Genomic DNA, 14,001 nt, shown 5'->3' with positions numbered 1-14,001 from the left:
AAGCCCACCAGCGCCGATGGTACTGCGACAAGCGGGAGAGTAGGTCGCCGCCAGTTTTTATTTAAACCTCATACATTATTTGTATGAGGTTTTTTGTTTTATCTATACTCATGATACGCTCCCTTATTCTGATAAATGCAGTTTAATATGCTTTTATCTTTCCTAATATAAATTTTCAGATATGAATATTTTTCTATAGTATATGTTATTTCATATCGAATATTCATTATTTTCTTTAATGTGATAATTTATTTTATCAAAAAAATATTTTTTTAAAAAAATACGTCGAGTTTTGTCGCTTGCGTGATGGATATTTATATAATTAAAAAATATCATCATGCACATCTTTAAATATTTTGGTGGATATCCTTAGTCAGACACCACCTTAAAAAATATGACTAGATGGAAGAAACTCTAATAAAAAGAGCCTTCAATTTATTCAAAAAATATTTCTCAATTAATCTATTAACCTTTTAAATTTTATATTATGTATAATTATATTAACCTTAATGAAAATAAAGTATATCCAAAAGGAAATGCGAAAATTTCTAAAAAAGAATCCGGAGAAATTCTGGTAACTGAATTATCTGAAACAACTGATGGTGTTACAATCAATACGAATGGAAAAAATATGTTTGAACTTTCTATAAGCCCTGTGATTTTTAATAAGCCATATACTTTTGGGGCATCCATGAATGTTTTAGACAAATTCAGCCGTGTAAAAACTGTTGCGCAATGGGCTTATGATGTTGATCCTGCAAAAGACCGTGCAGTTTTAGCTGTTAACAGCTTATTAGAAGGTCAGGAAATTTTAGTACAGTTTTACAAAGAAGGTAAGGAAGTTCATCAATATGTAGTAATGAATGAAGCAAACTCTGAAGAAAAAAATTGGGTCGCTTTGGTAATTGGAGCTTTGGTTTCTATTGGAACAGCTGTAATTTCTGCTATTGACTATGAAAAAACAACAACGGTAACAACCGGCCCGGATGGGAAAAAGACGACTACGGTAACAACCAAAAAATCTTTTGGAGGAGGTGGTTCAGCTAAAAAATCAGCTTCCGGAAATACTAATGAGTATGTTGATTTTGATCATATTTATATTACTTCCAGCAGAGCTTTCAATACGGAAGTTTATGATGAACTGGATGGTCCTATTAGCGAGGTTATATTCGAAGGAAACTTTGGAAGTCTGGAATTAAAATCGATTTCTAATATCTTCTAGTTAATTATAACCCAAAGAAAGTAATTTCTTTGGGTTTTTAATTTTGCCTAATGATTAGCTATATTTGATCCAAGATGATATTGATGCATCACTTAAACCTGTATAACTCCTAGATTAAATTTTTCAGTAATGGGTGAGTGGTTAGCTGCTTCAATTCCCATGGAAATCCATTTTCTGGTATCTACAGGATTAATGATAGCATCTGTCCAAAGTCTTGCTGCTGCATAAGTAGCTTCTGTCTGTTTTTGATATTTCTTAGAGATAGTATCCAGAATTTCATTATGTTCCTCTTCAGAAATCTCTTTTCCTTGTTTTTTCAATGTAGATTCTTGAATCTGAGCCAACACTTTAGCTGCCTGAGCTCCTCCCATTACTGCTAGATCAGCCCAAGGCCAAGCCACAATTAATCTTGGGTCATAGGCTTTTCCACACATCGCATAATTTCCCGCTCCATAAGAATTTCCTGTAATGATCGTAAACTTAGGAACTACAGAATTAGAAACAGCATTCACCATTTTTGCTCCGTCCTTGATAATACCGCCATGTTCTGATTTTGAACCTACCATAAAACCTGTTACATCCTGTAAAAAGATCAGAGGTATTTTTCTCTGGTTACAATTAGCAATAAATCTGGTGGCCTTATCTGCTGAGTCGGAATAAATCACTCCACCGAACTGCATTTCTCCTTTTCCGCTTTTTACCAATTTTCTTTGGTTGGCAACAATTCCTACGGACCAGCCATCAATTCTTGCTGTAGCACAAATAATACTTTTTCCGTAGTCAGGCTTGTATTCTTCATATTCGGAGTTATCTACCAGACATTTGATGATTTCATAAGTGTCATATTGTTCAGCTCTTGAAATCGGCATGATGCCAAAAATATTGTCGGGATTCTCCTTAGGCGGAAAACTTTCAATTCTGTCGAATCCGGCTTTTTCAGTGGTCCCCACAGATTTCATGATGTTTTTTATTCTGTCTAAGGCATCTTTATCATCTTTAGCCTTATAATCTGTAACTCCGGAAATAGAACAGTGTGTTGTGGCACCGCCAAGAGTTTCATTATCTATACTTTCACCTATTGCAGCTTTTACCAGATAGCTTCCTGCCAGAAAGATAGAACCTGTTTTATCTACGATCATGGCCTCATCACTCATAATAGGTAAGTAAGCTCCTCCGGCCACACAGCTTCCCATTACGGCTGAAATCTGAATGATCCCCATAGAGCTCATCTTCGCATTATTTCTGAAGATTCTCCCGAAATGTTCCTTATCCGGGAAAATTTCATCCTGCATCGGAAGGTAAACGCCGGCAGAATCTACCAGATAGATGATAGGAAGTCTGTTTTCCATAGCAATTTCCTGTGCTCTCAGATTTTTTTTTCCGGTAATAGGGAACCAGGCTCCTGCTTTCACAGATGCATCATTGGCAACTACGATGCACTGTCTTCCGGAAACATATCCAATAACAATCACTACACCGCCACTGGGACAGCCGCCATGCTCTTCATACATTTCAAAACCGGCGAATGCACCAATTTCTATGGAATCGGAATCTTTATCGAGAAGATATTCAATTCTTTCTCTTGCTGTCATTTTTCCTTCCTCACGAAGTTTTTGAAGTCTTTTTTCTCCACCTCCCTTTTTAATGTCAGCAAGTAAACGATTAATTTCTGATAGTTTTAATCTGTTCTGATCTTCCCGTTTGTTGAATTCAATGTCCATACACTTTCAATTTTTTACGCCTAAAGATACTATTTTTATAAGGAATTTGAATTGAATTAAAACGGTTGTTTAAATTATTGGTTCTCAGAAAATTGTGAAATTTTTAACAAAAAAATATTTTTAAATAATTGATATTTTTTCTAACTTTACATCAGAGTAATAGGGATTATATTCTCTATATAAATACTCTAAGTTCCTAGTTTATTTTTTTAATAGTTTATTATTTGAAGGCCCTGAAAGTTGAACAAACTTTCAGGGTTTTTTGATATCCGAACTTAATATTTTAAGTTTTTTAACACCCAGAATTATGCATATTTTTTATAGGTATTGTAAAACCTATTTGTAAATTTGCATGTTAAAATTCAAAGAGTTAGGGTATGCATAAATTAGCGCTTTTCAGGTTGCATTTGATTGTTTTTTTGTGGGGGTTTACAGCAATTTTAGGAAAATTGATTCATGCCAATGCACAGATTCTGGTTTTCTACAGAATGCTTTTTGCTGCAGTTTTTTTATTTATATTCATAAGAATTTATAAAAAGGAAAGTATAAAGGTTTCTAAAAAGATATTTTTTCAACTGGCGGGCATTGGAGTTGCTATGGCTCTTCACTGGTACTGTTTTTTTTATTCCATTAAAGTATCCAATGTTTCTATTGCTTTGAGTTGTTTATCATTATCCACTCTCTTTGCTTCAATATTGGAACCCATTATTTTTAAACGGAAAATAGATATTTCGGAAGTCGTGATGGGCGTAGTGATTGTAGCTTGTATTTTATTGATTTTTAAAACCGAATTTCAATATAAAGAAGGTATTCTATATGGAATTTTATGTGCCGTGTTTGGAACCATTTTTTCTGTTTTTAATGGAAAGATGTTTGGGAAAACAAGCTCGGGAAACATTATTTTTTATGAAATATTCTCCGGATGGTTTATTTTATTGATATTTTATTTGTGTACAGGCCAAATTTTTCAAATGAATGAAATAAACTACCGGGATTTGGCGTTAATATGCTTGTTAGCGAGTGTTTTTACTGCTTTTCCGATGCTGGAATCGGTGAAACTGATGAAATATATTTCGCCTTTTACTTTAATTTTAACAGTTAATTTAGAACCGGTTTACGGAATTATACTAGCTTTTTTTATCTTTGGAGAATCAGAACACATGAGTCCTATATTTTATATAGCATCAGGGGTAATGATACTGGCCATAATCGCCAATGGATTAATAAAAGCTAAAAAACAAAAAACCTTAAATTAAGCATCACTATATGATGAAAAAATATCTTTTACTTGTATTTTCTTTTCTATTTGGTTTTTCACAATCCCAGATCATCAGAAAATATTCCAATGAATTTTTAAATATTGGAGCCGGAGCCCGAGGGTTGGGTATGGGTGGTGCAGTCATATCCAATCAGGATGACGTCTACTCTCCAATGTGGAACCCGGCAGGATTAATGTCTATTGAAAGAGACTGGCAGGGAGCAGCAATGCACGCCGAATATTTTGAGTCTATAGCCAAATACGATTATCTGGCATACGCAAAAGTATTGGAAACAGGTGTTTTTGGAGTCTCTGTAGTAAGATTAGGAGTTGATAATATTCTGAACACGACTCAAATGATCGATTCTGAAGGGAATATTGATTATGATAAAATTACCAAATTTTCTCAATCCGATTATGCTGCAATACTTTCGTATGCTTTTAACCCGGGAGGAAATCCTAAGTTGGATGTAGGAGTAAACGCTAAAATTGTCTATAGAAATGTGGGTAAATTTGCCAGTGGTTACGGATTTGGTTTTGATGTAGGTGCAATTTATAAAGGGGATAATGGATGGAAATTCGGAGGAATGCTTCGTGATGCAACTACTACTGTTAACTTCTGGAGTATTAATCAGGATGAACTTTCCACAGTGGTAAACGGAGAAGAATTCAATCCCGCTCCAAAGGATAAAATGGAACTTACCATGCCAAAACTTAATGTTGGAGCAAGTAAACTATTTGAAATCAACAGCAGTGTATATGTACTTCCTGAAGCTGGATTAAATATAGATTTTGCTAAAACGGCAGCCCTTATTTCAACAGATTTTGCAAGTATTACCCCTTATGCCGGAGCTGAATTAGGATATCAGAAAATGATCTTTGTAAGATTGGGAATAAACAGATTTCAGTCCATTACCGATATTGAAGATTTAAAAAGAAAAGTTTCTTTTCAGCCAAGTGCAGGTATCGGGATAAGATATAGAGGGCTTACTTTAGATTATGCTATAACCAACTCAGGGATAGGCGGATCTAATTTTTATTCCAATTTCTTTTCTCTGAAACTCGATATGGGGATGTTTAGAAATGATTAGCCTATATTTGTATAAGACTTTAAATTAATATTATGCAAATGAAAAAGATTTCAATTATCATATCAACTTTTTGTCTGACTACATTATATGCACAAAAGGTTTCCGATTATAAATACATTTCCGTTCCTGAAAAGTTTACAAGCTTTAAGGATGATTACGGATTGGAAGCATTTCTGAAAAAATCTTTAAAAGGAAAGAAATATGTTATTATCCCCGGGGATAAACGTGATTGGCCTTCTGAGTTAAAAGATACTCCATGTTCTGTAGTTAATGCAGATTTGCTTAATGATAGCAGCCTTTTAAGAAATAAAGTTTTGTTACAATTTAAAGACTGTAATGATAAGGTTGTCTTATCTTCTAAAGGGAGTTCTAACACTAAAGAATTTCTTGCAGGATATAACGAGGCGCTACAACAGTCTTTAATAAGTGTTCCTGTATCAAATCCTGTTGATATGGGGATAGGAGCAATTCAGCCGGAAGGTGTAAAAGATGTTGCTCCTGTTTCTTCTTCTGCTGATCCTGTTTCAACGGTAAGTTCAAGTGCTGCTACTCCTGTTTCCCCGACTGAGAAGAAAGCTGAAAGATACAGCAATGGTAAGCTGGAGCTTCAAAAGATACAAATTGATCAAACTCAATTTATCCTTGCCGATTCCAATAGCTCTGTGCCTTTTGCCACTTTTAAAGCTACCGCAAAGAAAGATGTTTTCAGAGTGAAATTAGCTAACGGAGATTCTACTATTGGTTATTTTGAAGGGAAAAATATCATTATCGAGCTTCCTCAGGCTAACGGGGAATACTCTAAAGAAGTTTTTTCCGGTAAATAATCAATTAAAATCTTTGAAATAAAATAAAAGCTCTCTTTTGAGAGCTTTTTTATGAAATGTAATTTAATTATTGAAAAAATCATAAATTATTTTCGCCTTGCTTTTCCCCAGAATTTCTTCTAATGTTTCCAAACTGGACTCTTTGATTCTTTTTACGGACTTCAATTTAGACAAAAGTAGCTCAATGGTCTTTCCGCCAACTCCAGGAATTTCTTCCAATTCAGACTTGATGGTAGAATTTTTTCTTCTGGTTCTGTGATGTTTGACTCCAAAGCGATGGGCTTCATCCCGGACTCTCTGAAGGATCTTTAATGTTTCGGATTTTTTGTCAAGGTACAACGGAATGGAATCTTCCGGAAAATAAATTTCTTCCAACCTTTTAGCAATACCAATGATGGTGATTTTCCCATAAAGACCTAATAACTTCAAGCTTTTAACAGCGGAAGAGAGCTGCCCTTTACCTCCATCAATCAAGATCAGTTGAGGAAGATCCTCCCCTTCATCCAACATCCTTTTATAGCGGCGATAAATCACCTCTTCCATGGTGGCAAAATCATTAGGACCATCAACTGTTTTCGGATGGAAAACTCTGTAATCTGCTTTACTTGGTTTTCCGTCTTTAAATACCACACAAGCAGAAACGGGGTTCGTTCCCTGAATATTGGAATTGTCAAACCCTTCAATATGTCTGGGTTCAACAGGCATTCTCAGTAATTTCTGCATCTCTGCCATAATCCTGTTGGTATGTCTTTCCGGATCTACTATCTGTACCTGTTTTAGCTTTTCAAGGCGGTATTCTTTGGCGTTCTTTTCAGAAAGCTCAACAATTCTTTTTTTGTCACCCACTTTAGGAACGATGAGCTTTACATTAGGGATTTCTACGGATAAATGGAACGGAAGCAAAACTTCTTTGGAATCCGAACCAAATTTCTGACGGATTTCAATCAAGGCTTCCTCCATAATATCTTCATCGGATTCTTCAATGACTTTTTTAATTTCCGTAGTGAAACTCTGTATAATATTTCCATTTCGGATTTTAAAGAAATTAACGTAGGCCGCAGTTTCATCACTGGTCATCCCGAAAACATCAACATCGTCAATATTGGGATTCACAACAGTATTTTTTGCCTGATAATCCTCGAGAATATCCAGTCTTTCCTTTACAATCTGTGCATCTTCAAACTGAAGATTGGAAGCATATTTCATCATCTGGTTCATCAGATAATCTTTAGCCTTACGGAAATCTCCTTTGATAATTCCACGGATCGCATCGATCTTTTCATCATATTCTTCCTTACTTTCTAATCCCTCACAAGGTCCAGCGCAGTTTTTAATATGAAATTCCAGACAAACTTTGTATTTTCCCTCATCAATCTTACCTGGAGCAAGATTTAAATTACAGGTCCGGAGTTTATAAATATGTTTGATGGTGTCCAGTAAAATTTTTGCCGGGCGTACTTTAGCATAAGGCCCGTAATATTCAGATCCGTCTTTAATAACATTTCTGGTCAGGAAGATCCTCGGAAACTCTTCATTTTTAATACAAATCCAGGGATACGTCTTATCATCTTTCAGCATCACGTTATAAAACGGCTGATGTTCCTTGATCAGATTGTTTTCCAGTAAAAGAGCGTCGTATTCACTGTTTACAATAGTGGTTTCCAATCGTTGGATTTTCCCAACCATTATTTTTATCCTGTACCCGGAAAGATTTTTATTGAAATAAGAAAGAACCCTTTTCTTGAGGTTTTTAGCCTTCCCGACATACAATAGCTGTTCGTTTTTATCGTAATAGCGATAAACACCGGGTTCGGAAGGTAAAGTTTTGAGTTGGAGTTCTAAAGAAGGATTCATATAACAAAATTAAGGAATCCTGACGTGATTTAAAAGAATAAAAAAGCTGTAGAATTCTACAGCTTTACATTTTATATTTGGACGATCTTACCCGTTGCTCATCTGGGTATATTCACTGATCAGGAAACTGAAATAATCCCATCTGACAGAGTTTTTAGGATATTTTTTCACAAATTCAGCGTTATCCCCGAAAAGGAAATCGTAGTTGTCTTCGAAATCATCCTTATGCAGCCAAATGATTTTATCTCCCTTTTTTACATAATAAGATTTGATAACTCCGCCCCCTAACTGAGGTGAACCCATCACAGAGAATCCTCCCGTTTCTTTGGCAAAAGGATCGTAATATACAGAAATAACATCACTGAATTCCGGATTGATCAACTGCATCAAAAACTCTTTATCCTCTTTTTTGTTCTTTAAAGAAACGGTCTGATTGATAAAATGAATACGATCATTGGTTGTATTCTTCGTAAGTTTCTTAGTACCGAAATTTCTGATGTTCCCCATGTATTTAGCCACTTTTGCAATTTTCTCTACGTTGCTTGGAAATACATACATTTCACTTACCTCATCGGCATTGAAAGTTACAGGCTTTTTAGTGATGCTGTCTTTAATAGAGATTGCATAAATCTGTCCCTTTTTAGTATCAATATCACTGCAAAAGCCTTTATGAGTAGACCCGTCCTTTAAAATAATGGTTGATGTTTTCTTTGGAGAGGGCGTAGTAAAACCTTCGTTAAATAAATAGGTTTCCATTTTTTTGATGTCCTCTTTAGAATACTTTACCTTATCCTGTGCAAAAGATAATGCACCCGTAAAGCAAAACATAAGAAGTAAAGCTTTAAGTTTCATAGTTTATTAATTTTTTTAGTTAGAGCGGTAAAAATAATAAATTAAATTACTTATTTCATAAAAATAAATTCAATCCCGAAATTTAGTTTTTACAATTATTGTTAAATGCGTAATTTTAAGCAAAATTTTAGCAATGATATATGGTATAGATGTTTTCAGCTTTCATGATGTGCTGGAAATCTGTAAAAACCCGGGGAAAGCAAAACTCAATAAAGCTGCGAAAGATCAAATTTTAAAATCCCAGAAGAACGTTAAGAAAATAGTAGAGTCAGACCGATGTGTATATGGAATCAACACAGGATTCGGGCCTCTTTGTGATACTAAAATCTCTGCTGACGAAACCGCTCAGCTACAATATAACCTGATTATCTCCCACGCAGTAGGAGTAGGAAAACCAATTGATAAGGAACTTTCAAAAATCATGATGATTGCTAAAGTTCATGCATTGTCAAAAGGTTTTTCAGGAGTTTCTCTCGATGTGATCGAAAGAATGATTCTGATGCTTGAAAAAGACATCATTCCGGTAGTTCCGGAGCAGGGCTCTGTAGGAGCTTCTGGAGATCTTGCGCCTTTGGCTCACTTGGTATTGCCACTTTTAGGATTAGGGCAGGTTTGGGATGGTGATCAAGTAGCAGATACAGCAAAAGTTTTAAAGAAGAATAAATTAGAACCACTTACATTAGGCCCGAAAGAAGGATTGGGATTAATCAACGGGACCCAGTTTATTTTAGCCCATGCGATTAAAGGACTGGAAAAATTCGAATATTTATTAGACCTTGCAGATATGACTGCTGCGATGAGCCTTGAAGCCTACAGAGGTTCTGCAAGTCCGTTAAAAAAAGAACTTCACGAGATCCGACCTTTCGAGGGAAGCAAAAAAGTGGCAGCAAGAATGCTGAAGTTTTTAAAGAATTCGGAAAACTTGAAAGCTCATGAAGATTGTGAAAGAGTTCAGGATCCTTATTCTATGAGATGTGTTCCACAGGTTCACGGAGCAAGCAGAAATGCCTTTGAGCATCTTAAAAATATGGCAGAAACAGAACTCAATTCCGTAACAGATAATCCAATCGTTCTAAGTGCCGAAGAATCTATTTCCGGAGGGAATTTCCACGGACAGCTGATGGCTTTACCTTTAGATTATGCAACATTGGCTGCTGCTGAATTAGGAAATATTTCAGACAGAAGAAGTTACTTATTATTGGAAGGGAAGTATGGTTTGCCAAGACTGTTAACGGAAAGCTCAGGATTAAATTCAGGATTTATGATTCCTCAATATACTTCTGCAGCGTTAGTAACTGAGAATAAAACATTATGTTTCCCCGCATCTGCGGATTCTATTCCTACGAGTTTAGGACAGGAGGATCATGTTTCCATGGGAAGTATTTCAGGAAGAAAATTCAACCAGGTATTAGGAAACTTAGTGAATATCTTGTCCGTTGAGCTCATGTTTGCCGCACAGGGGTTAGAGTTCAGAAGACCGGCTAAATGCTCGAAAATCATTGAAGAGAATTTTACGATTCTTCGTTCCAAAGTAGCCAAACTGGAAGATGACAGATTAATCGGACAAGATATGCTTGCGATTGCAGAGCTGATCAATGAAAGAAAATTTATAGTTAACCAATAGAGTTCAGATAATAAAAAGCTTCCATTGGAAGCTTTTTATATTTTAAAACAAAAAAATAATGATTTTAAAAAGAGTTGATTCTTCGGATATTGATTTTCAGAACCTGGTAAAATTCCTGGATGCAGATCTTGCTGTTCGTGATGGTGAAGATCATGCTTTTTATCATCAGTTCAACACCATCGACGCATTAAAAAACTGTGTTGTAGCTTATCTGGATGGTGAAGCTGTTGCATGCGGTGCTTTCAAACCGTTTTCTGAAGATAGTGTGGAAGTCAAAAGAATGTATACTGATCCTCAAAAAAGAAATCTGGGCCTGGCTTCCAAAACCCTGCATGAATTGGAAGTTTGGGCGAAAGAATGCGGGTATACAAAATGTGTGCTGGAAACTGGTATAAAACAACCTGAAGCTATCGCACTTTATGAAAAGAACGGGTACCAAAGAATTGCTAACTATGGTCAGTATGTAGGAATCGAAAACAGCGTCTGCTTTGAGAAGATATTGTAATTGATCTCAACTATTATTTCCGGCATAATAAATCTAAAGATGATTCTGTTTTTTAACGATCTGTTATTCAATGTAAAGTGATATCTTGGTAAGACCAATCAAAATATTATTTTATATGAAAAAAAACGTATTCTACCTTCTTATGGTATTTTTTACTCTGGGTTCATGTTCGAGAGACGAAATCCAAAATGAGTCCCCTGAAATGGCAGTAGCTCAAAAAGATCCCTTGACGGAAAAGCAGATCAATGCTGAAATTAATCAGTCTATTAAAAACACCGGTTCTTTTACATGGAATCAGTCTTCCGATCATCTTCTCTGGAGTGCTGTTTTCCGTGGAAATAAAATCGCTTCTATCGGATTTGGAACTTCCGGGAATGATTTTGACAGAAGCCTTTCAACGAATAATGAAGCTATCCAGAATGAAGTTCTGGACATCATCAAAAAGTATGAAGGAAAACAGGACCGGGTTTTATTAAACGCCGATCAGTATCTTAATCAAATTGATGTAGTTATTGAAAAGCAGGAAACAATAGTGGCTTTACGCCATATGAAAAACATTCGTTACGTAGAACCTGCTGATTACCGCTATTTTGATATTGAGAATAATCTGAACGGAAGTATAGCAAAATCCAGCGGCAGTTCAGGATGCGGATTTGAATCCACTGCATTGAATTCAGCAGATTATACTACCGTAGCACCTAATGCAAAAGCACCCTGGTCTTTCTCTAAGCATAATATTACAAGTGCATGGAGTTACAGCACCGGAGCAGGAGTTACCATCGGGTTGATTGATACCGGGGTTTCCGCAGAGCAAAGCTTATTGGGAGGCAGCTTTAATAATGGCTATTCATCGGGAAGAACAATCAGTAAAAATGGAGTATACGTTGATTCGGTTTGGCCATGGAGTACCGGCTATGACGGATCTGCAGATAAATGTGGGCATGGAACAAAAATGGCTTCGGCAATGGCGGCACCGAGAAATAATCTTGGTCAACCGGTAGGTGTGGCTTATAATGCCAATCTCATTACCTATAGAGCTGCCTCCAATGTCGTTTTGGATGGCTATCATGAGCAGAACGGAGTGAAAATAGCATTCACGGAACTGGCGAATAATTCAAATGTGAAAATCATTTCTATGTCAATGGGACACATTTTTTCGGTTGGGAAAATCGAAGATGCCGTAAAGTATGCTTATTCTAAAGGGAAGCTTATTTTCTGTGCGGGAGGAACATCTACCAGCTTTACCAACTTTGTCGGCGTTATTTTCCCCGCATGGATGCCTGAAACACAAGCGGTGACCGGAGTAAAAGAAAATACTTCCAATCAGAAATGTGATGTTTGCCATTCCGGAGCTGAAATCGATTTTACCTACCAGATGGAAAGAGCTTCAGGAAGTTCAATTCCGGTGCTAAGCTATTATAATGCACAGACCGATTATGTTGGAGGTTCTTCTGTGGCAACAGCTTCCACAGCAGGAATTGCAGCGTTGGTCTGGTCTAAAAACCCATCATGGACCAGAGAGCAGGTGTTAAGCAAAATGAGACAATCTTCTACATATTATCCAAGCCCGAATTCAGATTATGGGTATGGAAATATCAATGTATTGCAGGCGGTTCAATAAAAATTATCAGAATATAAATTAAAGACGGGAATCATTTTAGTCACCTACCTGATAATCCAAAGGAAGCATATTTTCAATCCTGTTTTTTGAAAAATCGCCTTCGTTGATCAGTAAATCGGGGGTTGAGATATTTCCGTCTTTTGAAACCTCAAACGCTGCTCCATCGGGATGCAAATAAGAAGATAATACCGTAAGACTCTTTCCTTTGACAAACTCTTTTCCTTTAAGCTCATAATTATACTTGGGATAATTCACCTGAAGAATATCTTTAAAGCTGAATACAACCTGTTCAGCTTCTCTTTTTACGTAATCTGTATCTGGAATTTTAGTTTTCTTAATACCGAGAGCATGGGGCGTATTCCTGTTTTTCCTCGAAGCAATATCACGGATATTTTCAGGGATCTCCATTGTTTTTGAGGCTTTTATCTTAATCATAAAATCTTCTAAGGATTTTAATTCTTTATCTGTAGGATAGAGAGGATTGGGAATTCTGACAACATGATTGGTGATGAATCCTTCTTCAACTACTTTATTTTCATAAATGCTTCTAAAGAAATGCAGCAGGCTTCCTTCGTAAGCATTCATTCTGTTGAGCCTGACTTTATCCGTATTTTTAGTTTCCTTAAAGAAGCTCGTGCCGGAATAATTCAACAGATTGGTTTTAAAGTCAGCAGAAAAGCTGATGAGATTATATTCGATTTCGTATCCTAAATTTTTATTCTCAATGATCAAGGTTTTCGGAGCTTTTACTTTAAGTGTATTATGAACTTTATCATAAGCAAATTTCAAGGACCGCTGGTTTTTTATTTTCACATTTTCCTTATCATGTCCTATAAAATTATTGAGAAAATAAGAAATATAATTTCTGTAAGCTTCTTCCGTATAAGGAACAATTCTTACTTCTTCAATTTCATAGCTTTTGATCAAAACAACTTTTAATGTTTTATTTACTATTGCAGCTGAATTGGTAGCAAATGTTTCAAAATTTTCTTTCTGAAAAACAATATTCCCTGAGCTTTTTGAAGGAAGATTGAGGCTGAAACTCCCATCTTCCTGGGAAGTTGTACCTATTTTAGTTCCGTCCAGATAAATGTTGACATTGGGAATTCTCTGATCGGCATCATTCACTACAGTGCCTTTAATGACTTGTGCCACTGTAACGTACAGCGGATATAAAAATAAAAAAAGGAATATCGATTTTTTCATGGTAAGCAATATTACTCAATTTTTAGGGATAAAAAAATATGGAAAGATCTTATTCTGTTTCCGTTGCCTGTTTCTAGGTAATTATACCGATTATGAAAAATGAGTAAAAATACTCTTACACATCCTAATGGTCTATAATAACTTTGTGATGGAATCATACTTAATACATTGATAACAATTTTTAAATACCAATGGAGACCAGAAACCATTACAAACGGGGCGT

11 protein-coding genes are annotated in these 14,001 nt (G+C 35.8%); 7 read left to right on the top strand and 4 right to left on the bottom strand.

The window, feature by feature from the left end:
* Positions 1-487: 487 nt before the first annotated feature.
* Positions 488-1,222 (top strand): hypothetical protein, encoded by a 735-nt coding sequence (locus ACGHIN_RS05245; RefSeq protein ID WP_390451456.1) that lies wholly within the window; start codon positions 488-490, stop codon positions 1,220-1,222.
* A gap of 92 nt (positions 1,223-1,314) precedes the next feature.
* Here the strand turns inward: ACGHIN_RS05245 and ACGHIN_RS05240 are convergent, their stop codons facing one another.
* Complete coding sequence (locus ACGHIN_RS05240) at positions 1,315-2,943, bottom strand: acyl-CoA carboxylase subunit beta (protein ID WP_390451453.1); 1,629 nt, start codon at positions 2,941-2,943, stop codon at positions 1,315-1,317.
* Positions 2,944-3,320: 377 nt separating this feature from the next.
* On the opposite strand from ACGHIN_RS05240, the gene ACGHIN_RS05235 reads away from it, so the two are divergent.
* The 3 genes from ACGHIN_RS05235 to ACGHIN_RS05225 are packed head-to-tail and all read left to right on the top strand — an operon-like array spanning position 3,321 to position 6,116.
* Positions 3,321-4,199 carry a DMT family transporter gene (locus ACGHIN_RS05235; protein ID WP_390451450.1) on the top strand — a complete coding sequence of 293 codons (879 nt, stop codon included), beginning with the start codon at positions 3,321-3,323 and terminating at the stop codon, positions 4,197-4,199.
* Positions 4,200-4,209: 10 nt separating this feature from the next.
* On the top strand, positions 4,210-5,292 hold the full coding sequence (locus ACGHIN_RS05230) for a putative type IX sorting system protein PorV2 (RefSeq protein ID WP_390451448.1): 1,083 nt from the start codon (positions 4,210-4,212) through the stop codon (positions 5,290-5,292).
* A 38-nt stretch (positions 5,293-5,330) separates the two neighbouring features.
* Positions 5,331-6,116: a hypothetical protein gene (locus ACGHIN_RS05225; protein WP_390451446.1), complete on the top strand. Its 786-nt coding sequence runs from the start codon at positions 5,331-5,333 to the stop codon at positions 6,114-6,116.
* A 63-nt stretch (positions 6,117-6,179) separates the two neighbouring features.
* Here ACGHIN_RS05225 and uvrC read toward each other — a convergent pair whose 3' ends face one another.
* Together uvrC and ACGHIN_RS05215 are read right to left on the bottom strand one after the other, a co-directional pair.
* On the bottom strand, positions 6,180-7,970 hold the full coding sequence (gene uvrC, locus ACGHIN_RS05220) for an excinuclease ABC subunit UvrC (protein ID WP_390451443.1): 1,791 nt from the start codon (positions 7,968-7,970) through the stop codon (positions 6,180-6,182).
* An 87-nt stretch (positions 7,971-8,057) separates the two neighbouring features.
* Positions 8,058-8,822 carry a hypothetical protein gene (locus ACGHIN_RS05215; protein WP_390451441.1) on the bottom strand — a complete coding sequence of 255 codons (765 nt, stop codon included), beginning with the start codon at positions 8,820-8,822 and terminating at the stop codon, positions 8,058-8,060.
* Between the two features lie 133 nt (positions 8,823-8,955).
* On the opposite strand from ACGHIN_RS05215, the gene hutH reads away from it, so the two are divergent.
* From hutH to ACGHIN_RS05200, 3 genes are all read left to right on the top strand, one after another.
* Positions 8,956-10,446 carry a histidine ammonia-lyase gene (gene hutH, locus ACGHIN_RS05210; protein ID WP_390451440.1) on the top strand — a complete coding sequence of 497 codons (1,491 nt, stop codon included), beginning with the start codon at positions 8,956-8,958 and terminating at the stop codon, positions 10,444-10,446.
* 58 nt (positions 10,447-10,504) lie between these two features.
* A complete protein-coding gene (locus ACGHIN_RS05205; RefSeq protein ID WP_390451438.1) occupies positions 10,505-10,951 on the top strand; it encodes a GNAT family N-acetyltransferase in 447 nt (148 codons plus the stop codon).
* Between the two features lie 115 nt (positions 10,952-11,066).
* Positions 11,067-12,572 carry a S8 family peptidase gene (locus ACGHIN_RS05200; RefSeq protein WP_390451436.1) on the top strand — a complete coding sequence of 502 codons (1,506 nt, stop codon included), beginning with the start codon at positions 11,067-11,069 and terminating at the stop codon, positions 12,570-12,572.
* 36 nt (positions 12,573-12,608) lie between these two features.
* Here the strand turns inward: ACGHIN_RS05200 and ACGHIN_RS05195 are convergent, their stop codons facing one another.
* Positions 12,609-13,778, bottom strand: coding sequence for a carboxypeptidase-like regulatory domain-containing protein (locus ACGHIN_RS05195; RefSeq protein ID WP_390451435.1), 1,170 nt, complete (start codon positions 13,776-13,778; stop codon positions 12,609-12,611).
* Between the last annotated feature and the right edge of the window lie 223 nt (positions 13,779-14,001).

It is taken from the genome of Chryseobacterium barbadense, assembly GCF_042849955.1.
Taxonomy (GTDB): Bacteria; Bacteroidota; Bacteroidia; order Flavobacteriales; family Weeksellaceae; genus Chryseobacterium.
This window is presented reverse-complemented; position numbering and strand designations above follow the sequence as displayed.